Consider the following 22,825-nt stretch of genomic DNA (forward strand, 5'->3'; position numbering starts at 1 on the left):
ACACAGGACGCGCCTGTCGCACAGGACGCACCTGTCACACCGGCGGTTCGGCCGGAGCCGGGCCCAGTGTCGTGGTGCCCGGTGCCGCCCGATGGCCCAGTCCCGTGCGGTACGCGTCCATCGCGGCCTCAAGCCGCCCCTCGCGCCGCAGCAGATCGCCCAGCAGCCGGCACAGATCGGCCAGGTCCCCGGCCGCGCCCGTGCGTTCCAGCAGGGACAGCGCCGCACAGTAGTGCTCCTCGGCGGTGTCCGCGTCGCCCCGCTCGTCGGCTATCAGCCCCAGCAGCCGGTGGGCGCCGCCCGCGTGCACCGCGCCGCGCTCGGCGGTGAGCCCGGCGGTGGGCCCGGCCCCGTCCGTTCCGGCCGGAGCCTCCCCTTCCGCGTCGGCGGAACGGTCCAGCAGCGGCAGCAGCAGGGCCTCCGCCTCGGCGGCGCGGCCCCGGCGGCGCAGTACGTCCGCCAGCTCCACCTCCACCTGCACGGTGAACAGCGCCGCCCGCTTGGACGCCAGCATGTCGCGCGCCGTACGCAGTTCGTGCTCCGCCCGCTCCAGATTGCCGTCCTGGGCGTGCACATAGCCGCGCATCCAGTGGCAGTGCGCCAGGTCGGTGTGGATCCGCAGCTGTTCGTACAGCTCCTGGGCCTTGGCGAGCGAGGCGTCGGCCTCCGCGGTGCGGCCCTCGGCGATCAGGGTGCGGGCCACCCCGCGGTGCATCCGCGCCACCAGGCCCGGATCGTCCACGTTGGGGGCCAGCGCGAGTGCCAGTTCGGCCGCGCGCACCGCACGGGCATGCGCCCCCATGTCCATGTACGGGGCGATGGCCGCGGTGTAGAGCAGCAGCAGCGCGTTCGGATCGTGCAGCCCGGAGGCGTTCAGCCCGTCGATGGCGCTCTCCAGCAGATAGCAGGAGTAGCGGAGTTCGCCCGCCAGCAGATGGGCCACGGCCCGGCCGCGGATGGCCGGCACCCGCCGGGGCAGCGGCTCCTCGGCCAGCAGCCGTTCCACCGCCTCGAAGTGATCACGGGCCGCGGTCAGTTCACCGGTCTCCAGGGCGCAGTCGCCCAGACCCAGCAGCGCCGACGCCCGCTCCTCGGCGAAGCCGAGCAGCTCCGCCTCGGCGTGCAGCCCGTGGAAGAGGGCGGCGGCGTCCTCGGCGGAGCCGGTGGCCAGCGCCCGCCGTGCGTCGGTCAGTCCGGCCCGCAGCCGGGTGGCGTCCCGCGGGGAGCGCCCAGTGGTCAGCTCCTCGTAGCTGACGCCGAGCCGTCCGGCGAGATGGCGCAGGGCGGCCTCGGAGGGGCGGACCTTGCCGGTTTCGAGGGTGGAGACATAGGCGGCCGTGTAGGCGGGCTCGGCGAGCTGGCGCTGGGTGAACCCGCGCTCGGTGCGCAGCCGCAGCACCCGCCGCCCGATGTCGCCGGTCGCGTCCGCCGCGGCCCGCCCGTCCCCGGCGCTTCTTTCGGCCACGGTGCCCTCTTCTCCCCGGATGTAGCTTAATCGCCGAGCTAAGTCCATTTACGTGAGGATTAAAAGATGCTTGAGGCGAGGAAATTGGCTCCCGCCGGTCCGGGATGCGAGACGACGACCGTCCGTCAGCCAGGACTGCTCCTCACCGACCACCACTTCGAGGTACCGCTCGACCATACGGCGCCGGAGGGCGAGCGGATCAGGCTTTACGGACGCGAGGTCGTCGCCGCGGACCGCGCGGGCGCCGGACGGGACCGGCTTCCCTGGCTGCTCTACCTCGAGGGCGGACCGGGCTTCGGCGCACCCCGCCCGGTCGGCCGCTCCGGCTGGCTGGACCGGGCGCTGGACGAGTACCGCGTGCTCCTGCTCGACCAGCGCGGCACCGGCCGCTCCACCCCCGCCACCCGGCAGACCCTGCCGCTGCGCGGCGCCCCGGAGCGGCAGGCCGACTACCTCGCCCACTTCCGCGCCGACGCGATCGTGCGCGACTGCGAGCTGATACGCCGGCGGCTCACCGGAGGCCGTCCCTGGACCGTGCTCGGGCAGAGCTACGGCGGCTTCTGCGCGGTCAGTTACCTCTCCCACGCCCCCGAGGGGCTGGACACCGTGCTGATCACCGGCGGGCTGCCGTCGCTCGACGCCGACGCCGACACGGTCTACCGCGCCGCGTATCCGCGTATGGAGCGCGCGTCCCTGGCGCACTACGCCCGCTACCCGGGCGACGCGGTGACCGTCCGCGCCGTGGTCCGGCATCTGGCCGCCCACGAGGAGGTGCTGCCGGACGGCACCCGGCTCACCCCGGCCGCCTTTCAGCAGCTCGGCATACTGCTCGGCGGCGGCGACGGCTCCCATCAGCTCCACCATCTGCTGGAGGACCCGTTCGCGACGACCCCCGACGGACCCCGGCTCGCCGACGCGTTCCGCGAGCGGGTGGCGGCCGTGCTCTCCCGCGCCGCCAGCCCCCTCTACACGCTGCTGCACGAGTCCATCTACGCCCAGGACGGCCGCGCCACCGACTGGTCCGCGCACCGGATCCGCACCGAGTTCCCCGGGTTCGACGCGGAAGCCGCGGCCGCGGGCGACGGTCCGGTGCTCTTCACCGCCGAGACCGTCCACCCCTGGATGCTGGACACCCACGCGGCGCTGCGCCCGCTGCGCCGTACCGCCGAACTCCTGGCCGAGCGCACCGGCTGGGGCCCGCTGTACGACGCGGAGCGGCTGGCCCGCAACACCGTGCCGGTGGCCGCCGCCGTCTACCACGACGACCTGTATGTGGACACCGCGCACGCCCTCGCCACCGCCCGCGCCATCCGGGGGCTGCGCACCTGGGTGACGGACGAGTTCGAGCACGACGGGGTGCGGGCCGGGGGCCGCCGGGTGCTGGACCGGCTGCTGCGGCTGGCCCGCGACGAGGCGGTGTGACGCGGCCGCGCGGGCTCATCGAGGTAAGCCGAAGTGTGGCGGACGCCATGTCAGATTTCCCTGGGACTTGTCGCGTTCTGGTTGCTCCCCACCTCCGGGCCCCGTAGGTTGAGCCGCTAATTAACCGTGCTTAATCGGTCGCTTACGGGACTGAATTCGGGAGCCACTGTGCGACGACACATACGGGGACGAGTCCCTCGCCGCATCGCGGCGACCGTCGGGGGTATCGCCCTGGCCGCGGCGCTCACCGCCACCGCGACGGCGACCACGGGCGGAGAGGACACCTCCGCTCCGCACTCCGCCGACGCGGCGGCCGCCGACCCCGCATCGCGCACCCATGAGGTCGAGTACTTCAGCCGTCCCGGCGCCCACCCCCGGCACACCGAGGTCCCGGCCGCCACCCCCAAGCGCCTGACCCGCGCGGCCCGTTCGCTGTCCGCCGCCGAGAAGGCGGACGACGGGGACGTCGGCTCGGTCATCAACAAGGGTCCGGTCGACGACAAGGTGGACGTCGTCTTCATCGGCGACGGCTACACCGCCTCCCAGCAGGAGGACTTCCACGCCGATCTGCGCGCCAAGTGGAAGGAGATCTCCGCGGTCGAGCCGTACGCCTCCTACGGGGACCTGTTCAACGTGTGGTCCGTGGACGCCGTCTCCAACCAGTCCGGTGTCTCCGGCGACCCCGGCAAGGACGTCGTCAAGGACACCGCTCTCGGCTCGTACTTCTGGTGCGACGACCTCGAGCGGCTGCTGTGCGTCAACACCGACAAGGTCGAGTCCTACGCGGCCAAGGCCCCGCAGGCCGATCTGGTGGTCGTGCTCTCCAACTCCACCAAGTACGGCGGCGCGGGCTACACCGTCAGCTCGCAGGTGGGCTACGACGGCATCGCCACCGCCTCCTCCGACCACCCCGACTCCGACCAGGTCGCCGTCCATGAGACCGGCCACTCGCTCGGCAAGCTGGCCGACGAGTACGTCTATCCCGACAACGGCACCTACACCGGCGCGGAGCCCGAGGAGGCCAACGCCTCCACGCTGAGCGCGGACCAGATGGCCGACCAGCAGAAGAAGTGGTACCGCTGGCTGGGCCAGACCTCGCCGGACGGCGGCGCGGTCGGCGCGTACGAGGGCGGGCGTTACTACCCCAAGGGCATCAACCGCCCCACCGAGGACTCCATCATGCGCACCCTGGGCCGGGAGTTCAGCCTGCCCGGCCGGGAGGCGATGATCGCGGGCTTCTACCGCCACGCGAGCGTGGTCAGCAGCCCGACATCCACCGACAAGCCGATCCGGCGCACGGCCACGCCGACGGTGCACATCCCGAAGAAGGCGTCCCTGAAGTGGTACGTGGACGGTGACGAGGTGCGCTCCGCGCGCGGGAAGACATCCGTGACCCCGGCGTCCCTCGGCGTCTCCTCCGACGGCAAGGCCCACCGCGTGAAGGCCAGGGCGACCGACACCACCTCTGCGGTGAAGGACCCGGCGCTGCGGAAGCTGCTGACCGACTCGCGTACCTGGAAGGTCACCCGCTAGCGACCCGTACGTCTCGTGGCGCGCCGCCTGCGCGCCCATCCGGACCGCCGCCCCGTGGACCCCCGCCGCGGGGCGGCTTCATGCGCCCCGGTCCGGTGTCCGGCCGGTCCTCTGTCCGCGTCGATGCGCTGCGTCGATGGGGGCGGCCGCGGTCCGCCCCGTGACATCGGCAGGTCCTAGAGTTCCGCACGCCGTGACCGGGCTCAATCGCCCGCCGGGGCGGGCGGCCGGTCATGTGTTCCGGCGGCGCGTCGATCATCCGACAACGCGCCGGTCCCGGCCACCGCCGAGGCGCGGCCGGCCACGACGAGGCCGCAGCCGCACGACGGCACCTCACGGCACTCCCCGCGGAGCGCTCAGCGGGTCAACTCACGCTCCAGCTTGGTGGGGAAGCGCGTGGTGATCCGCGTTGCGCCGAGCCAGCCGCTCAGCCGCGCCGCCTCCGTCTCCAGCGCGGTCCGCCCCTCCCGCCCCACATCGGCGAAGAGCCGCCACACCACCTCGCCATCGCCGCGCTGGGTCCAGGCGCCGACGATCCGGCCGTTCCACCAGACCGTGGGGCCGATGTTGCCGGTGCCGTCGAAGAGCGCCGGCACCTGCTCGGGGTCGAGGTACCAGTCGCGCATCCGCCAGCCCATGGCGGTCGGATCCAGGCTCGGCAGCAGCGCGGCCCACGGCTCGCACTCCGCCACCGGCTCCTCGTCACCCTCCGCCACGAACCCCGGCCCCGCCGCCAACTCCACCGCCACCGCCCGGATGTCGGCCAGCGCCCGCCGGGTGTCGGTCACCGTCCATCCCGTCCACCACTTCAGATCGGCCTCGGTCGCGGGTCCGAAGGACCGCAGCCAGCGCCCCGCGATCTCCGCCTTCGCCTCGCGCACCGGCAGCTCGGGCAGCGCCGCCGCCGGGGCCCACGGGAACAGGCTGCTGTTCCAGGTGGTGCGCGGACGGCAGCGGCGCACCAGCCCGTCGGCGGCCAGCAGCCGCAGCAGCCGACTGCCGATGCTCTGCTTCGCCTCGTACGGCTTCCCCGGCGACATCAGTATCGTCTCGCGCAGCGCGGGCACGTCCTGGGACAGCTCGGAGGTGGTGGCCTCGCCCCGTACCGCGAGCGCCGCAAGGGCCTCCTTCTCGACCGCGGCCAGCCGCTCCTCGTCCCAGCCCGTCGCACGCTCCCGCAGCTGCTTGACCAAGGTGGCGCGCTCGCGGACCGCGATGGCCCGCCCGGCGCCCGCGTACACCGCGGGGGCGAGACCGGCCGTCACCGCGAACATGGTGCGGCGCATACAGAGCAGCCGCACCAGCGACAGATCCTCGTAGAACGCCCGGTCCACGGCCTCCGGCCGGGGCTCCCGCAGCCGCGCGCACGCCGACAGATACACGGTGGCCGGGTCGGTGGCGTGCAGGGCCACCACCGCGTCCGTGACCTCCTCGACGGTGGCCGCGCGCGTGGACGGCGCCAGCAGATGGCGCCGCCCGACCCGGGCGCGGCGCTGTTCGTCGGAGATACGGCGGGAGGGGTGCGCATCGGTCATAGGGCCGACGGTAGAGCGCGTACCGGACATCTTCTGTCAGGTATGGCGGCGGGTACGGCGGCCGTGGCCGTGCCTGAAGATCGGCTTCCGGCGTGAGGCAAGATGAGGCCATGCGCAACTTCGGGGGCGAGGGTTACCTGATCGCGGGCCGGTACGAACTGGCGTCGCGACTCGGGCGCGGCGGCATGGGCACGGTATGGCGGGCGGTGGACCGACTGCTGGTCCGGGACGTCGCGGTCAAGGAACTGCATGTGGACGACGAGGGGCTGTCGGCCCTCGACGCCCAACTGATGGGTGAGCGCACGCTGCGCGAGGCCCGTACGGTCGCCCAGATCAAGCACCCCAATGTGATCGTCCTGCACGATGTGGTCGAGGAGGACGAGCGCGCCTGGATCGTCATGGAGCTGGTCGACGGGGTCTCGCTCGCCCACCGGCTGGCCGCGCAGGGCCCGGTCGGCCCGCGCGAGGCGGGCGGGATCGTGCTGGCGCTGCTGGACGCGCTGCGCGCGGCGCATGCCCGCGGGGTGCTGCACCGGGACCTCAAGCCCGCCAATGTGCTGATGGAGTCGGGCACCCGGCGGGTGGTGCTGACGGACTTCGGGATCGCACAGGTCTCGGGGGCCACGACGATCACCGAGACCGGTTCGTTCGTCGGCTCGCCCGAATACGCCGCGCCGGAGCGGATGTCGGGGCGGCGGACCGGACCGGAGTCGGATCTGTGGTCGCTGGGGGTGCTGCTGTGCACGCTGGTGAGCGGCCAGTCCCCGTTCCACCGCGACTCCCTGGCCGCGGTGCTGCACGCCGTCGTCTTCGACGAGATCGCGGTGCCCGAGGAGGCCGGAGGGCTGAAGCCGGTCGTCGAGGGGCTGTTGCGGCGGGAGCCGGAGCAGCGGCTGAGTACGGAGGAGACCGCTCGGCTGCTGCGGGCGTACGTGGGGTCGGCGGACACCCCGGAGATGCCGCTGCCGCGGACCGAGCCGCGGCCGGGCCGGGCACTGGTGCCGGGCCCCGCGCCGGGCCCCGCTCCGGAGCCGGATTCCGGGGTTGTACCGGTCGGTGCGGCGGCGGCCACCGGGGCGGCGTCCAGAACCACCGGAAAGACTGCCAAGCCCGAAGAGACGGAAAAGTCGGGAGAGTCGGGAAAGCCCGATAAGGCCGCCAAGGCTGGAACGTCGGGCCGCGGGGGCCGGTTCCCCGGTGGCCGCAAGGCGGTGGTGGCGGTCGCCGCCGTCCTGGCGCTCGCCGGAGCGGGCGTGGGCGCGGTGGCGCTGCTGAACGACGGCGGCGACGACAAGCGGGCGAGCGGCACCTCGAGCCACACCAGCGACAACGGCCACAATGACGGCGGGAAGAACTCGCGCGCCTCGCGCACCCCGAAGCCCGGCGCATCCCCGTCCGGTGGCATTCCCAAGGGCTATGAGCGAGTGAAGGACCCGCTCGGCTTCTCGCTCGCCGTACCCGAGGGATACAGCCGCTCCGTCGAGGGTGACCGGATCTACTACTACTCCCCGGGCAAGGAGTTCCGGATCGGTGTGCAGATCCAGCAGCAGGACCCCAAGGGCCCGCTGGGGCTGAGCAGGCAGGCGGACGCCAAGGGGCCTTCGGACTACCCGGGCTACCGCAGCGGCCAGGTCATCGAGACCACCCATCACGGACGGCCCGCCGCCCTCTGGGCGTTCATCTGGAACGGGTCCGCGGACGACGGTGGCTCACGGCAGACGTTCGATCTGAGCTGGGACGAGAACGGCGTAATGGTCGATCTCTGGCTCTCTGCCCCGGTAGCGCAAAAAGGCGTGGGAAAGCAGCATTTCGATAACGCTGTCCGCACATTCACACGTTCCGCCACAGCGAACTGAGCCCCGCCGCAACGGCTTTGTCACGAGCCCTCCGCCAGTCCGGGGCCGGTGGCGAATTCAGCCACCGGACCGGTAATGATTGGGCCATGACGAACGACGGGGGACGGGCGAACGAGCCCACCAGCTACACCCTGCGGCCGCCGGACGCCCCGGAGACGCCTCCCCAGGGGGCGCGGTCGCCGGTGAGCGCCTATGAGCCGACCCAGCTCGCGGCGCAGCGGCCGCCCGCCGCCCGGTCCTCGGACCCGGACGCCGGGCGGGTCGTCGGCGAGCGCTACCGGCTGGTCTCCCGGCTCGGCCACGGCGGGATGGGCACCGTCTGGCGCGCTCAGGACCAGGTCATGGATCGCGAGGTGGCGGTCAAGGAGCCGCGGATCCCGGACCATCTCCCGGACAGCGAGCGGCAGACGGTCTACCGGCGGATGGAGCGCGAGGCGCGCGCCGCCGCCCGGATCGACCACCCCTCCGTCGTCACCGTCCACGACGTCGTGGTCGAGGAGGGGCGGCCCTGGATCGTGATGGAGCTGGTGAGCGGGCAGTCGCTGGGCAGTCGGCTGGCCGAGGGCACGCTCGACCCGCGCGAGGCGGCCCGGATCGGTCTCGCGGTACTCGGCGCGCTGTCCGCCGCCCATGAGGCCGGTGTGCTGCACCGCGACGTCAAACCGGACAATGTGCTGCTCGGCCGGGACGACCGGGTGGTCCTCACCGACTTCGGTATCGCCCAGATCGAGGGCGAGCAGGGGCTCACCGAGACCGGTGGGTTTGTCGGCTCGCCCGAATTCATCGCGCCCGAGCGGGTGCTGGGCCAGCGGCCCGGTCCCGAGTCGGACCTGTGGTCGCTGGGTGTGGTGCTGTACACGGCGGTCGAGGGGATGTCCCCGTTCCGCCGCAGCCACTCCCCATCCACTCTCCAGGCCGTGTTGCAGGCCGAACCGCAGACGCCCGCGCGTGCCGTGGGCCCGCTGGGCGACATCATCATGCGGATGCTGCGCAAGGACACCTCGGCGCGTCCGTCCGCCCAGGAGATCAGGCAGGCGCTGGAGACCGCGGCCCGCCCGCCGCAGCACACGCCGACCGTCTCCGCGGCCGGTGCGCCCACCATGGCCGCGAGCGGCGTTCCGACGATGGCGGTCGGCGCGGGATTCGGCGCGGCGCCGTCCGCGGCGCCTGAGCCCTCCGGCAACCGCTTCGTGCCGCCCGTCCTGCACAAGAACCGCAAGGCCCAATTGGGTCTGGGCGCGCTGGTGCTGGTGGTGGCCGCCGCCCTGGTGCTGGTGATCGCGAAGCCGTTCGCGAGCGAGAGCCCGCTGCCGTCCGGCTGGACCGTGCGCGATGAGCAGTCCCTGGTCGGCGCGACCCTGGCCACGCCCGAGGGCTACAAGCGGCTTCAGAACGACTCCTACGACACCGCTCCGGAGGTCTCCTTCACGGACCCCAGCGGCGTCTACACGATCACGCTCAAGGCATCGGTGAGCGATACGCAGCACCAGATCACCAACAACAAGGGAGTGGCCGGGCAGATCCGCCAGTACTACGAGAGCGGCGCCCAGTCGTCGATGGACGAGGCCAAGGTGAAGCCGTCGAGGACGGCCGACCAGGAGGGTGACCCCGCCCTGGACTTCGACACCACCTACTTCGCGCCCGGCACCAGCGGCGATGACATCCGCATCCCCTACCTGTACCGGGACCATGTGTTCGTCATCGACAAAGAGATCGCCTGGCAGCTGACGGTGAGCATGCCCGCCCAGGGTGATGCCCGTAAGACCGGCGACACGATGTACGAGGACGTCCTGAAGAACCTCAAGATCAACAAGAAGTTCCGCATCGACACGGACTGAGCGGCCGACCGCCTTGTGAACACACGTCGCGCCAGCAATCGCTGGCGCGATTGTGTGTGACCGGTGAAGGCGAGTTACCGACGGGTACCCAAACCGGCCGCGGCAGCCTACTCTCTGCCGCATGACGGAGACGCAGGACAGCGCACGCGCACAGAGCGGCACCAGCACCGCCCCCGCCGACGGCAATCCGGTCGCGGCCCCGGGCACCCGCACCGCAGCCGACGTCGTCACCCCCGAGCTGGTCGCCCGGCTCGCCAAGGGCGTCGTGGGCAGCGGAAGCACCGTCAACCACACGCCGTTCACCGGCGAGGTCCTCGCCGCCGAGCTGCCCGAGTCCACTCCGGAAGACGTCGCCACCGCCTTCACCCGGGCCCGTGAGGCCCAGCGGGCCTGGGCTGCCCTGCCCGTCCGCCGCCGCGCCGCCGTCCTCCTCCGGTTCCACGATCTGCTGCTGGAACGGCAGTCGGAGATCCTGGACCTCATCCAGCTGGAGACCGGCAAGACCCGGCTGCACGCCCATGAGGAGATCCAGGGCGTGGTGCTGGCCGCCCGCCACTACGGCCGCAAGGCCCCCAGCTATCTGCGGCCCAAGGCCCGCGTCGGTGTCGTTCCCACGCTGACCAAGGTCACCGAACTGCGCCAGCCGCGCGGGGTCGTGGGCCAGATCGTGCCCTGGAACTATCCGCTGGAGCTGTCCGTCGGCGACGCGATACCCGCCTTCGTCTCCGGCAACGCGGTTGTGATGAAACCCGACACCGAGACCTCGCTGACCGCCCTCTGGGCGCGGGAGCTGATGCTCGAGGCCGGAATGCCCGCCGGGGTGTGGCAGATCGTGATCGGCGAGGGACCGGTGGTCGGCCCCGCCGTCATCGAACACGCCGACTACGTCTCGTTCACCGGCTCCACCCGCACCGGCCGCGGGGTGGCCCAGGCCGCCGCCGCCCGTCTGGTGGGCTGCTCCCTCGAACTCGGCGGCAAGAACGCCATGCTGGTGCTGCGCGACGCCGACATCGAGAAGGCGGCCGAGGGCGCGGTGCGCGCCTGCTTCGCCTCCGCCGGGCAGCTGTGCATCTCCATTGAGCGGCTGTACGTCCACGAGTCGATCGCGGACGCCTTCCTGGAGCGGTTCGCCGCCCGCACCAAGGCGATGAGGCTGGGCAAGGCCCTCGGCTACGGCGCCGAGATGGGCTCGCTCGTCTCCGACCGCCAGCTGGACACCGTCACCCGCCATGTGGAAGAGGCGGTCGCCAAGGGCGCCACGGTCGTCGCGGGCGGCCGTCCCCGGCCCGATATCGGCCCCTACTTCTACGAGCCCACGATCCTCGACGGTGTGGAGCCGCCGATGGCCGTGTGCACCGAGGAGACCTTCGGCCCGGTCGTCTCGATCTACCGCTTCACCGACGAGGACGACGCTGTCCAGCGCGCCAACGCCACCCCGTACGGGCTCAACGCGAGCGTCTGGACCAAGGACGGCAGGCGCGGCCGGGCCGTCGCCGCCCGGCTGCGCGCCGGAACGGTCAACGTCAACGAGGCGTACGCGGCCGCCTACGGCAGCGTCAACGCCCCCATGGGCGGCATGGGCGACTCCGGACTCGGCCGCCGACACGGCTCGGAGGGCATCCTCAAGTTCACCGAGGCGCAGACGGTCGCTCACCAGCGGCTGATGCCACTGGGCCCGTCCTTCGGGATGACGGATGAGAAGTACGCGGCCTTCATGACCCGCAGCCTGCGCGCGATGAAGGCACTGCGCCTGCGCTGACCAGCACGTATCGACCGGAGGTACCCGTTGTCAGGGGACAAGTCCGTCCATCACCAGGAGCACGGCGACAGCACCGGTTCCGCTACTGACGCCACCGACGACACCGGCCCCGCCGCCGGTGCCACTGACGCCACTGACGTCACCGACGACGCCGGATACGACTACGACGTCATCGTCATCGGCTCGGGCTTCGGCGGTTCGGTGTCGGCCCTCCGGCTGACCGAGAAGGGATACCGCGTCGGTGTCCTGGAGGCGGGCCGCCGCTTCACCCGCGCGACCCTGCCCAAGAACTCCTGGGACCTCCGCAACTATCTGTGGGCCCCGGCCCTCGGACTGTTCGGCATCCAGCGCATCCATGTGCTCGGCAAGGTGATGGTGCTCGCGGGCGCCGGGGTCGGCGGCGGTTCGCTCAACTACGCCAACACCCTGTACGTACCGCCCGCGCCGTTCTTCGAGGACCCGCAGTGGGGGCACATCACCGACTGGCAGGACGAACTGCGGCCCTACTACGACCAGGCGCGGCGGATGCTCGGGGTGCGGCTCAACCCGACGCTCACCCCGTCCGACGTCCATCTGAAGTCCGCCGCGCGGAAGATGGGGGTGGAGGACAGCTTCCACATGGCCCCGGTCGGCGTCTTCTTCGGAGACGGCCAGGACGCCGACGGCTCCGCCGCCGCGCAGGCCGCACCGGGCGAGACGGTGGCCGATCCGTACTTCGGCGGCGCCGGCCCGGACCGCAAGGCGTGCACCGAATGCGGTGAGTGCATGACCGGCTGCCGCCACGGCGCCAAGAACACCCTCAACGAGAACTACCTCTATCTCGCCGAGAAGGCCGGCGCGGTCGTCCACCCCATGACCACGGTCGTGGCCGTGAGCGACGATCCGCACGGCGGCCACCGCGTCACCACCGTGCCCACCGACAACCGGCGCAAGGGCAAGCCCACCGCGCTGCGCGCCCGTTACGTGGTGCTCGCCGCGGGCACCTACGGCACCCAGACCCTGCTGCACACCATGCGGGACAAGGGGCTGCTGCCCCGGCTCTCCGAACGGCTCGGTTTCCTCACCCGCACCAACTCCGAGGCCCTGGTGGGTGCCCAGACCACCGACCGCCGCTACCGCGCCAGGAACCCGGCGGAGCAGAAGGCCGAGTTCAGCCGCGGGGTGGCGATCACCTCGTCGATCCACCCCAACGAGACCACCCATATCGAGCCGGTCCGCTACGGCAAGGGGTCCAACGCGATGGGCCTGATGTCCATCCTCCAGATCCCCTACGGCGGGCGGGTGCCGCGCTGGCTCCAGTTCCTCGGTGCCAATCTGAAGCACCCCACGATGGCGGTGCGTTCGCTGTCCAACCGGCGCTGGTCCGAGCGGACCATCATCGGCCTGGTCATGCAGACCCATGACAACTCGCTGCGCACGTACCGCAAGTCCAAGGGGCTCGGGAAGGGACTGCTGACCGCCTGGCAGGGCCACGGTGAGCCCAACCCGGACTACATCCCCGAGGGCGCGGAGGCGGCCCGCCATCTCGCCGAGTCGATCAACGGCTTCGCGGGCAGCAATGTCGGGGAGCTGATGGGCACCCCGCTGACCGCGCACTTCCTCGGCGGCTGCCCGATCGGTGCGGACGCCGAGCACGGGGTGATCGACCCGTACCACCGGCTGTACGGACACCCGGGCATCCATGTCGTCGACGGCGCCGCGGTCTCGGCGAACCTCGGCGTCAACCCCTCCCTGACCATCACGGCACAGGCGGAACGGGCCATGTCGCTGTGGCCGAACAAGGGCGAGGCGGATCCGCGCCCCGCCCAGGGCGAGCCGTACCAGCGGCTGTCGCCCGTCGAGCCCACCGCTCCGGCGGTTCCGGCGGACGCGTTCGGGGCGCTGAAGCTGCCCCTGCTTCCGGTGCCCGTGGTACCCCCGGCCCGGCCCGGTAGCTGACGTCCGCGCGGCGAAGGGGCCGCCCCCGACGGTGGGGGCGGCCCCTCGCTGCGACTACCGTGCCCGCGCGTCGGCCCGGTGGCCGTTACGCGGCGGCGCCGCTGCGACGACGACGGACCACGAACACGGCGCCACCGCCCGCGGCCATGGCCACACCGCCGATCAGGGCAATCGTCGGCAGCGCGGAGGACGAACCCGTCTCGGCGAGGCTGCCCTTGGGGTTGATCTCCGTGTTGCCCTCCGGCTTGTGCGGCAGCGGCTTCTTGCCGCCCTGCGGCTTGGGCTCGGCCGGGGGCACCTCGCCCGGCTTCGAACCGGCCTCGAGCACGTCGAACTCGTAGTACTCACCGGTCGAGTAGACGCAGTTGCCCTTGTCGTCCGCGTACACACCGACGCTGATCGCGTAACCGAAGCCCTCGGGCGCGCTCTTGGCCACGCTCAGCCGGAGACCGACGGTGAGGGTCTCGTGCGGACGCACATCGGTGTAGCCGACATAGCCCGCGCCCGGGTCGTTGTCGTCGGTGGAGATGTTCTGCCACGCGCCGGTGTCCGGGTCCTTGTACTGAAGGGTGAGGTACTTGCCGGTGCCCTCCAGGTCGTCGAGGTGCACGGTGCCCGCGACAACGCCGAAGTCCACGCGCTTGTACGTGCGGTCGGAGTCGTTCTTGACCTTGAAGCTGAAGTTGTGGAACCCACTGCCCGCCACGACCTTTGAGGGCAGGCCGACGAGGGTGGTGCTGAGGTCGGGGTCCTCGTTGTAGTCCTCGTTGTCCGTGCACTCACCGGGCTCGGTCGGCTCGTCGGTGGGGGAGGTCGGCTTGCCGGTGGGGGTGGCCGTCTCGGTGGGCGTGGCCGGGGGAGTGGTGGTCTGGCTCTCGGTGGCCGTCGGGGTGGGGCTGGTGGGGTCGCCGGTCGGCGTCTGCGTGGTCTCCGTCGGGTCCGGGGTCGGCGTGGCCGGGGGAGTGGCGGTCTCCGACGCGGACGGCGAGGCCGAAGGCGATTCCTCGGCGAAGGCGGCCGGAGCCGCGAGCAACGCGGCGGGGGCGATGGCGGCCGTGGCTGCGGCGGTCGCCAGAACGCGGCGAATCTTCATGAAGACCTCTTCTGGGTCCGTACGCATCGCTGGTAGGCGGTGCGCAGGTGGAAGGCCGTCGCGGTGGGGGCGCGGTATGGCCGTGCGTTTGCACGTACATGACCAGCTCGGTGGCTGAAAGGTTGCCTTCGTTTTTGCTCACAGAATGGTCACAGAATCCGGCAGCTCGGTCAGAAAGCAGTCGGAGGAAACCGGGAAACGGTCACGAAGGGATCGGAGCCGGCGCGGAACCGCTGACGAGATCCGGGGGCAGCGCATGCGAAGGGCCCCGGGGCGCCCGAGCGGGACGGGCGCCCCGGGGCCCTAGGCGGTCAGCACCGGCGTCAGGGCAGCGCCGGTGCTGAGAAGCGGCGCCGGGGGGTTGCGCCGCTGGCTTCGAGGCCGGACTTCATGGGGGGAGTGTGGAGGGGCGCACGCCCGCGTGGTTGTACCAATGACGGGAGGTGACCCGGGGCTTTTCGCCTTCCTGCATCGTGGTGGATGCGGAGCGCCGGGCGCAACCGTTTCGACCGGATACGGTCGGTCCCAGGCGTCCCCGGGACCGACCGTCCTTGAGGTGGTGACCGGGCTGCTGTCCCCTGCCGACCGGTCACCTCGCCGGAGCGAGGTCCCACGACGCGCACCGCCTGAATCACCGCAGGGGGCGCGTCTCATCGCTTCGGCGGATCTGAGCCACGCGTGGATTTTCCGGGCCGCTCCTGGCTGGCGCGGCACCGGGCTCAACGAGCCCGCTCGCGGGCCGGTCACGCGCCGTACGGGTGATGGCGCGGAACGTCAGACCCGGCCACGGCACAGCTCCAGCAGCGTCATGGCGAGGGTGGTGCCGGGCTTGCCGAGCCCCTCCCGGTAGCGGTCGAGGATCTCCATCTCACGGGAGAGGTGCACCCGCCGCCCGCCCGATGCGATCCGGGCCCGCTGGATGGACGCCGAGACATCCATCCGCTCCCGGACGAGGTCGAGGATCCGCCCGTCGAGGGCGTCGATCCGCTCACGGGCGGTGCGGATCACCTCGGTGGCGTCCGCTGCCCCGGCCGTACTGCTCGCGGTGGTGCTCATATCCGTATCTCCTGGTCTGTCGGGTGTCTCGGGTCTGTCGGGACGGGACCCGGAGTCCGGCGGGAGAGCCCGGAGGAGGAAACACCAGCGCCCCGGGCCTTGGCCGGCCCGGGGCGCCTGGGAAGTCGCTTGTCAGTTCAAGCAGCACGACCATGGCAGCCGGACGGGCCGGTGCCATAGGTAAAGACGAAGGTCATGCGCGTGGACATGGCGTCGATTATGAGCCCGTTAGAATCGAAAGTCCAACGCGCCGGAACAGTCCCTGTGCGGGTTCCCTGTGCGGACCGGAGCGCCCCGAGTACCACCCGATCACCACCGCCGGAAGGCCGCCGAAGTGCCATCAGCGTCCCCTGCTGCCGCCCCCGACACCGTCCTGGTCGTCGACTTCGGCGCGCAGTACGCCCAGCTCATCGCCCGCCGGGTTCGCGAAGCCCGGGTCTACAGCGAGATCGTCCCGTCCACCATGCCGGTGGAGGAGATGCTCGCCAAGAAGCCGAAGGCGATCATCCTGTCCGGCGGTCCTTCGTCGGTCTACGCCGAGGGCGCGCCCAGCGTCGACCGCGCGCTCTTCGAGGCCGGGATCCCCGTCTTCGGTATGTGCTACGGCTTCCAGCTGATGGCGGTCGCGCTCGGCGGCACGGTCGACAACACCGGCGCCCGGGAGTACGGCCGTACCCCGCTGACCGTGACCAAGCCCGGCTCCACGCTCTTCGCGGGCACCCCCGAGGAGCAGTCCGTGTGGATGTCGCATGGCGACGCCTGCTCGGCCGCCCCGGCGGGCTTCGCCGTCACCGCCTCCACCGATGTGGTGCCGGTCGCCGCCTTCGAATGCGACGAGCGCAAGCTCTACGGCGTACAGCACCACCCCGAGGTGATGCACTCCACCCACGGCCAGCAGGTGCTGGAGCACTTCCTCTACCGGGGCGCCGGTCTCGAGCCCACCTGGACCACCTCCAACGTGGTCGAGGAGTCCGTCGCGGCCATCCGTGAGCAGGTCGGAACCAAGCGCGCGATCTGCGGGCTGTCCGGCGGGGTGGACTCCGCCGTCGCCGCGGCTCTCGTCCAGAAGGCCATCGGCGACCAGCTGACCTGCGTCTACGTTGACCACGGCCTGATGCGCAAGGGTGAGTCCGAGCAGGTCGAGAAGGACTTCGTGGCGGCCACCGGCATCCAGCTGAAGGTCGTCGAGGCCGAGGAGCGGTTCCTGTCCGCGCTCGCCGGGGTCTCCGACCCCGAGGAGAAGCGGAAGATCATCGGCCGGGAGTTCATCCGGGTCTTCGAGCAGGCCCAGGCCGAGCTGGTGGCCGAGGCGGGCGCCGCGGGCGAGGCCGTGGAGTTCCTGGTGCAGGGCACCCTCTACCCCGATGTGGTGGAGTCCGGCGGCGGCACCGGCACCGCCAACATCAAGTCCCACCACAACGTGGGCGGCCTCCCCGAGGACCTCGAGTTCAAGCTCGTCGAGCCGCTGCGCCGGCTGTTCAAGGACGAGGTGCGCAACGTCGGCCAGGAGCTGGGCCTCCCGAGCGAGATCGTCAACCGCCAGCCCTTCCCGGGCCCCGGGCTCGGCATCCGCATCGTCGGCGAGGTCACCAAGGAGCGCCTGGACCTGCTGCGCGAGGCCGACGCCATCGCCCGCGAGGAGCTGACCGCCGCCGGTCTCGACCGCGACATCTGGCAGTGCCCGGTCGTCCTCCTCGCCGATGTCCGCTCGGTCGGCGTCCAGGGCGACGGCCGCACCTACGGCCACCCCATCGTGCTGCGCCCGGTCTCCTCCGAGGACGCCATGACGGCCGACTGGTCGCGGCTGCCGTACGACGTCCTGTCGCGGATCTCCACCCGCATCACCAACGAGGTGGACGAGGTGAACCGGGTCGTCCTGGACATCACCAGCAAGCCGCCCGGCACCATCGAGTGGGAGTGACCTCTCCCTCCCCGTGGTCAACGCCGACGCCGTCGCTCATTCGTTGGGCGGCGGCGTCGCCGTCTGGGCTGGGTACTCTGACCGCAGAGGCGAGACTCCGTCCCATGGGGGCAATCATGAGCGCCGCACACGAGTACGGGCTGGACGAGCAGTACGAGTGGATCCGCCCGCCCGAGGGCGGCTGGACGGCGGACGACCTCGACCGGCTTCCGAATCTTCCTCCGCACACGGAGCTGATCGACGGAAGTCTCGTCCTCGTGAGTCCGCAGACCGCATTCCACTCACGTGCCATGCGACTGTTCGAGAATGCCTTGCTGGCCCAGGCGCCGGAAGCGTTGGACGTCATGCGGGAGATGACGGTCAAGCTGGACGACAAGAATCGCCTGGAACCCGATGTCATGGTCCTTCGGGCCGGGGCGGATGCCGGGCCCCTCAACACCTGGTACAGGTCAGAGGATGTCGTGCGTCTACGTCTACGAGCTGGACCCCACGACGAAGGCGTACCAACCCACCGGCATCTACCACGACACGCTCACCCTGACCGTCCCGTTCACCATCGAGATCGACCTCACCGCGATCGATCGCCGGCACCCCTGACTCTGGCCTCCCGCGATACCCGGAGGTAGCTTCCGCTGCGAGCACCCCCAGGAGCGCGAGGAGTGAGCGAGCCGCCATGAATACCCCCATGCCGATGCCCCGGTCGACGCCCGAGCCGATACCCACCGACCAGCTGCACATCACCATGCCGCCGCAGCACACCTCCCCCGACGATGAGCGGCGCTATCGCAAGGAGCGGCTCGCCGCGGCGCTGCGGCTGTTCGGGCGGTACGGCTACGAGGAGGGGGTGTCGGGCCATATCACCGTCCGTGACCCGGAGTTGACCGACTGCTTCTGGGTGAACCCCTTCGGGATGCCGTTCGCTCACATCACCGTCGGCGATCTGATCCTGGTCAATCAGGTGGGCCAGGTGGTCGAGGGCCGCTATCACGTCAACCAGGCGGCGTTCGTCGTTCACTCTCATGTGCATCGGGCTCGGCCGGACGCCGTCGCGGTCGCGCACAGCCGCTCGGTGCACAGCCGGGCGCTGTCCTCGCTCGGTGAGCTGCTGGAGCCGATCAACCAGGAGGTCTGCGCCTTCTTCGAGGACCACGCGCTCTACGACGCCCCCACCGGGGTGGTCGTGGACGACGACGAGGGACGCCGGATCGCGGCCGCGCTCGGCGGCCACAAGGCCCTCATCCTGCGCAATCGCGGTCTGCTGACGGTGGGCGACTCGGTCGACGCGACCGCGTGGTGGTTCATCACGATGGAGCGTTCGTGCCGGGCTCAGCTGGCGGCGAAGGCCGCGGGCCGGCCGGTCCTCATCGACGACGAGAGCGCCGCGCGGCTCCGTGAGCAGCTTGGGAACGATCTTGTGGCGTGGATCAACTATCAACCTCTGTATCTCCAGATCACCCGCGCCGAGCCGGACCTGTTGAGCTGACACCCCCCGCGGTACGGCACAATTCCCTCTCGTCACATGTCAGTTGGCGCCGCTCGGCCCGGTACGGAATCCGAACGGCGGTGCCGAAACAGTACGAGCGAACGACGGAGCGGCCCTCGTGGCGGTGGAGACGGCGGAGAACGCCACGACGGTGGAGGGGCACCCGCACGGGCCCGGCCACACCGGCTGTGAATGTCCTCAGGGTGCGCGAGAGGGTCACCGCAGGGCAGTGGCCGCCTTCGTGGCCATGCGGGAGCGCTTCGCGGCCGGAGAGGGCCTTCCGGCGGCGCTGGCGCACTCCGCTGGGGCCTCCCGGCAGTGGGTCTCGGACGAACTCGCCCAGGCCGCCCGCACGGTCGTCGACAGCGGCCGCGCCGAGTGCACGGCGTGGCGGGACGCGGTGTGGCGGCGGACCCTGCTGGTGGTGTGGGGCGCGGTCGCGGCGCTGCTGATCGGGCAGTTGGCCACCGCGCTCGGCACCGGTTGGTCGGTGGCGCGGACCGCCGGGATCGCCGCCGCCGTCGTCACGGCCGTCCTGCTGACGCTCGCCGCCCGGCTGCATCACGCGGCCGGGGGCCTGCTCGCCCCGCTCGTCGGCGAGGACAACCGGCTCTCCACCTCCCGTACGGTCGCCGCGGCCTGGCTCGCGTTCGCCGTCTTCTCGGTGCTCGTCCTCGGCGGCGAACTCGCCCTCGACCCCGGCGACCGCCCCCAGCTGACCGACGGGCTCGCGCTCGGCCGCGTCGCCGGGCTGCTCACCGTCACCGGGCTGAGCTGTCTCGCCGCGGTGATGGCGCGGCTGGTGGTGGCCGCCCGGGTGCGGGCGCAGCGGCTCCAGAAGGTGCGCGCGGTCCGTCCGCGGGCCGCCGATCTGCTCACCGACGACGCGGGCCGCGGCAGCTTCGCGGACGCGCAGTACGTGATCGTCCACACCGTGGCGCTCGCCTTCACCGCCGTCCGGCTGGCGCGCGAGCCCTGGCAGCTGCCCGATCTGCCGTGGGGACCGGCCCTGTTGGCGATCGTCTCCACGCTGATGTACCTGGCCGGGAAGTACACGGAGGGCGGACGGCCCACGGTGCTTTCGGTGGTGCGGGTCCGCCCCGAGGAGGGCGGTTTCGATCGCGACGCCCCGATCCGCACCGGCGACGACATCGAGATCCGCGGCAACGGCTTCGTACCGCCGGGCGCCCAGGACCCGGACGGGCTGGCCCGGATGGTGGTCCGGATCGGAGCGGTCCACGTCCATGTGCCTCTGGTGCCGGTGGCCGGTGGCTTCGGCAACCCGACGGACACCGCGCTGACCGTGCCGGTGCCGGTGGATGTGGAGCCGGGCCGGGTGGAGGTGCAGGTGGTCACGGCGGCGGGCGCCGAGACCAACCGCTATCTGATCGACGTCCTCGACTGATCGACGTCCCCGACTGGATCCACATCCTCAACTGGCCGATGCCCCGGGCCGATCGGAATTCCTCGGCGGAAAGCCGTCCCGGACTGGACCGGGCCCCGTCCGAAACCGTTCTTGTCTGAGTCATGTCGCCCTCCCTCTTCGTATGGAATTGTTGAGATGTCAACCGGAAGAGGCGGTCGTCATGAGCCATGCGAAGCGTCCGATCGGAAGCGGTCCCGCGGACAGTGCGGGCAGTGTCAACGGCGTCGGCGACATGGGCGGGGTCGGCGATATAGCCGGGCAGCCCGTAGGGGTGCGGGCCACCGCCGCGCACTACGCGCTGCTGCCCCTGCGTCTCTTCCTCGGCGTCACCTTCGTCTACGCCGGGATCGACAAGATCACCGACTCGGCCTTCCTGGCCGACAGCGGCAGCGGCTCGATCGGTGCGCTGATGCGCCAGGTCCACGACACCGCGGCCATCCCCTGGCTGATCGACCAGAGTCTCAAGGATCCCTCCGCCTTCGGCTATGCCATCGCCTATGGCGAGCTGGCCGTGGGACTGGGCACCCTGGTCGGTCTGCTGTCCCGGCTGGCCGCGTTCGGCGGGGCGATGATCTCGCTCAGCCTGTGGCTGACGGTCAGCTGGCAGACGGAGCCGTACTACTACGGCAACGACCTGATGTACCTGATGGCGTGGCTGCCGCTGGTGCTGGCCGGTGCGCCCTATCTGTCGCTGGACGTCGCGATCGCCAAGCGCCGCCGCAGGCACGGATCGCAGCTCTTCCCCTAGGTCCTGTCCTGCCGATCTTCGTGGACCCGCGAAGATCGGCAGGACAGGGCCTAGGCGGCCGGTCCGGGCGGCCGGGTCCCCAGGGATGGCCAGACCGGGGGCCGGTCAGGGCACCTCTCTCTCGGCCGTCCGCTGCCCCCGCCTGCGCATCGCGTACGTCATGGCCGACACCACCCCGGCCAGGCAGAGCCCGACCCCCGCCAACGGCAGTAGCACCTGCGGCCGTACGTCCCACCTCCCGGCCGCGTCCATCGCATAGGCGAGCCCCACCCCGAGCATCACCAGCCCGGCCACCAGCTTGGCCGGTTCGAACGGATGCTTCCTCATGACCGCGTCACCTCCACATTCCCCAGGCCGATCTCCAGCGTCAGCTTCAGCGTGCCGTGGGGCTCACCGCCTCCGGCCGGGTCCAGCGTCACCTTCCGGTCCCGGTTCGGCTCGATGTCAATGTCCTTCCTGCCATCGCCCGGCAGCCGGATGTCACCGAGGCCGACATGGATGCTGAGCTCCACACGGGCGTCCCGCGGCACTGTGACCGCCAGCTTGCCCGCGCCCACCTCCGCCCTGGTGGTCACCGTGCGGCCCTCCTTCAACGGCAGTCGGTGCAGCTTCAGCTCACCGACGCCGCCGCCCATCACATAGCTGTCCCCCACAGCGGCGGCCGAGGTGGGCGCCCATGTCTTGCGCGACCAGTCCGGGGTGACGGACTTGGGGAGCGCCGCCGCGCCCGCCAGCAGTCCACAGGTGATCACCGCGAGCATCACCGTGCCGGGCCCGGTCCTGCCGTACCGCGAGCTGATCACCATCGCGAGCCCGAAGACCCCCAGCGCACAGGCGAATCCGATCTCCAGGCTGGTGCCGAGCGGATGGTCGGACCACATCAGCTTCGCGCCCAGCACTCCGGTGAGGACCGCGACCACGAACGTCCAGCCGCCGATCGAGATCCGCTCGCGCACCCTGCGTGCCCGTTCGGTCATCGCCTCCCTGCGACGGGCATACGCCGGGCCCTCGTCCGGACCGTCGTCCGGCCCCCACAGATAGCCCGAGGCCGCGCCCATCGGCCCGGTGGTGCCGTCCTTGACGATCGGATCCCGCCACCAGGAGGGCCCCGGGCCGCCCCGGGTGGGCGGCGCCTGGGTCTCGGGGGGCGCGTCCGCGACGGCCTGCGCCGTGGCCGGGTCGACCGCGCCCACGCTCTCCGCCTGGCGCCGGTGGTGCGACCAATAGGCCGCGCCCGACGCGGCGATGGACAGCATGACGGCGAAATACATCACGTTGCTCTGGTTGAGCATCGACAGGAACAGCCCGCAGCCGACCAGCGCGACCAGCACCGCCGTCAGCCCCGGCCCCTCCACCCGGCCGGAGAGCAGCTTGCGCCCCTCGTTCTCCTCCTCGCCGTGGAGCGGGACCAGCAGCCAGCAGAATCCATACACGATCAGGCCGAGACCGCCCGCGACGGCGAGCACCGACAGCACCACGCGGAAGATCACCGGGTCCAGATCGCAGAACCGGCCGAGCCCGCCGCATACCCCGGAGATCACTTTGTGGTCACGACTGCGCCTCAAGGGTGGGTGCGCGTGCGGATCGGGGGAACCAGGCATGCCATCGGCCTCGTCCGCCACGGTGGGTGCATCGGTCATACGGCCATGGTGACAAGACCGTCCGCTCGGCGACATCCGGCACAACCCTGGGGCTTCCCTGACATCGCCCCGGAGGTCGCGGCGGCTATCGTGGCCCATCGAACATACGAGG

Annotated in this window: 16 protein-coding genes and 1 pseudogene; 11 read left to right on the forward strand and 6 right to left on the reverse strand. The window is 71.3% G+C overall.

Going from position 1 to position 22,825, the window contains the following annotated elements; all coding sequences use genetic code 11:
- Positions 1 to 34: 34 nt before the first annotated feature.
- Complete coding sequence (locus tag AC4BEG_RS19650) at positions 35 to 1,465, reverse strand: helix-turn-helix domain-containing protein (RefSeq protein ID WP_490701055.1); 1,431 nt, start codon at positions 1,463 to 1,465, stop codon at positions 35 to 37.
- A gap of 66 nt (positions 1,466 to 1,531) precedes the next feature.
- Here AC4BEG_RS19650 and AC4BEG_RS19655 point away from each other — a divergent pair, with 66 nt between their 5' ends.
- Together AC4BEG_RS19655 and AC4BEG_RS19660 are read left to right on the forward strand one after the other, a co-directional pair.
- Positions 1,532 to 2,887 carry an alpha/beta fold hydrolase gene (locus tag AC4BEG_RS19655; RefSeq protein WP_490701056.1) on the forward strand — a complete coding sequence of 452 codons (1,356 nt, stop codon included), beginning with the start codon at positions 1,532 to 1,534 and terminating at the stop codon, positions 2,885 to 2,887.
- A gap of 168 nt (positions 2,888 to 3,055) precedes the next feature.
- Positions 3,056 to 4,420 (forward strand): M64 family metallopeptidase, encoded by a 1,365-nt coding sequence (locus AC4BEG_RS19660; protein WP_490701057.1) that lies wholly within the window; start codon positions 3,056 to 3,058, stop codon positions 4,418 to 4,420.
- A 356-nt stretch (positions 4,421 to 4,776) separates the two neighbouring features.
- Here AC4BEG_RS19660 and AC4BEG_RS19665 read toward each other — a convergent pair whose 3' ends face one another.
- The gene (locus tag AC4BEG_RS19665; RefSeq protein WP_490701058.1) at positions 4,777 to 5,955 is read right to left on the reverse strand and encodes a winged helix DNA-binding domain-containing protein; all 1,179 of its coding nucleotides are present in this window, start codon (positions 5,953 to 5,955) and stop codon (positions 4,777 to 4,779) included.
- Positions 5,956 to 6,065: 110 nt separating this feature from the next.
- Between AC4BEG_RS19665 and AC4BEG_RS19670 the strand changes: the two genes are divergently transcribed.
- The 4 genes from AC4BEG_RS19670 to AC4BEG_RS19685 all read left to right on the forward strand — a co-directional run bounded on the left by AC4BEG_RS19670 (position 6,066) and on the right by AC4BEG_RS19685 (position 13,346).
- Complete coding sequence (locus AC4BEG_RS19670) at positions 6,066 to 7,811, forward strand: serine/threonine-protein kinase (RefSeq protein WP_490701059.1); 1,746 nt, start codon at positions 6,066 to 6,068, stop codon at positions 7,809 to 7,811.
- Between the two features lie 86 nt (positions 7,812 to 7,897).
- Positions 7,898 to 9,649, forward strand: a complete 1,752-nt coding sequence (locus AC4BEG_RS19675) for a serine/threonine-protein kinase (RefSeq protein WP_490701060.1) — start codon at positions 7,898 to 7,900, stop codon at positions 9,647 to 9,649.
- Between the two features lie 121 nt (positions 9,650 to 9,770).
- On the forward strand, positions 9,771 to 11,408 hold the full coding sequence (locus AC4BEG_RS19680; RefSeq protein ID WP_490701061.1) for a succinic semialdehyde dehydrogenase: 1,638 nt from the start codon (positions 9,771 to 9,773) through the stop codon (positions 11,406 to 11,408).
- Between the two features lie 171 nt (positions 11,409 to 11,579).
- Positions 11,580 to 13,346, forward strand: coding sequence for a GMC oxidoreductase (locus AC4BEG_RS19685; RefSeq protein ID WP_490707132.1), 1,767 nt, complete (start codon positions 11,580 to 11,582; stop codon positions 13,344 to 13,346).
- An 85-nt stretch (positions 13,347 to 13,431) separates the two neighbouring features.
- Here the strand turns inward: AC4BEG_RS19685 and AC4BEG_RS19690 are convergent, their stop codons facing one another.
- Positions 13,432 to 14,439, reverse strand: a complete 1,008-nt coding sequence (locus AC4BEG_RS19690; protein WP_490701062.1) for an LAETG motif-containing sortase-dependent surface protein — start codon at positions 14,437 to 14,439, stop codon at positions 13,432 to 13,434.
- A gap of 774 nt (positions 14,440 to 15,213) precedes the next feature.
- Positions 15,214 to 15,495: a chorismate mutase gene (locus tag AC4BEG_RS19695; RefSeq protein WP_490701063.1), complete on the reverse strand. Its 282-nt coding sequence runs from the start codon at positions 15,493 to 15,495 to the stop codon at positions 15,214 to 15,216.
- A gap of 334 nt (positions 15,496 to 15,829) precedes the next feature.
- On the opposite strand from AC4BEG_RS19695, the gene guaA reads away from it, so the two are divergent.
- From guaA to AC4BEG_RS19720, 5 genes and pseudogenes are all read left to right on the forward strand, one after another.
- The gene (gene guaA, locus AC4BEG_RS19700) at positions 15,830 to 17,416 is read left to right on the forward strand and encodes a glutamine-hydrolyzing GMP synthase (protein WP_490701064.1); all 1,587 of its coding nucleotides are present in this window, start codon (positions 15,830 to 15,832) and stop codon (positions 17,414 to 17,416) included.
- Positions 17,417 to 17,532: 116 nt separating this feature from the next.
- Positions 17,533 to 18,013, forward strand: a pseudogene (locus AC4BEG_RS19705) (Uma2 family endonuclease).
- A gap of 76 nt (positions 18,014 to 18,089) precedes the next feature.
- Positions 18,090 to 18,899, forward strand: coding sequence for a class II aldolase/adducin family protein (locus AC4BEG_RS19710; protein WP_490701065.1), 810 nt, complete (start codon positions 18,090 to 18,092; stop codon positions 18,897 to 18,899).
- 118 nt (positions 18,900 to 19,017) lie between these two features.
- Positions 19,018 to 20,304: a hypothetical protein gene (locus tag AC4BEG_RS19715; RefSeq protein ID WP_490701066.1), complete on the forward strand. Its 1,287-nt coding sequence runs from the start codon at positions 19,018 to 19,020 to the stop codon at positions 20,302 to 20,304.
- A 253-nt stretch (positions 20,305 to 20,557) separates the two neighbouring features.
- Positions 20,558 to 21,073 (forward strand): DoxX family protein, encoded by a 516-nt coding sequence (locus AC4BEG_RS19720; protein WP_490707133.1) that lies wholly within the window; start codon positions 20,558 to 20,560, stop codon positions 21,071 to 21,073.
- A 105-nt stretch (positions 21,074 to 21,178) separates the two neighbouring features.
- Here the strand turns inward: AC4BEG_RS19720 and AC4BEG_RS19725 are convergent, their stop codons facing one another.
- Complete coding sequence (locus AC4BEG_RS19725) at positions 21,179 to 21,400, reverse strand: hypothetical protein (RefSeq protein ID WP_490701067.1); 222 nt, start codon at positions 21,398 to 21,400, stop codon at positions 21,179 to 21,181.
- A complete protein-coding gene (locus AC4BEG_RS19730) occupies positions 21,397 to 22,713 on the reverse strand; it encodes a PspC domain-containing protein (protein ID WP_490701068.1) in 1,317 nt (438 codons plus the stop codon). Before AC4BEG_RS19730 ends, AC4BEG_RS19725 begins: the two co-directional genes overlap by 4 nt.
- Positions 22,714 to 22,825 lie beyond the last annotated feature (112 nt).

The sequence above is a fragment of the Streptomyces sp. JLBJ103 genome (assembly GCF_058215575.1).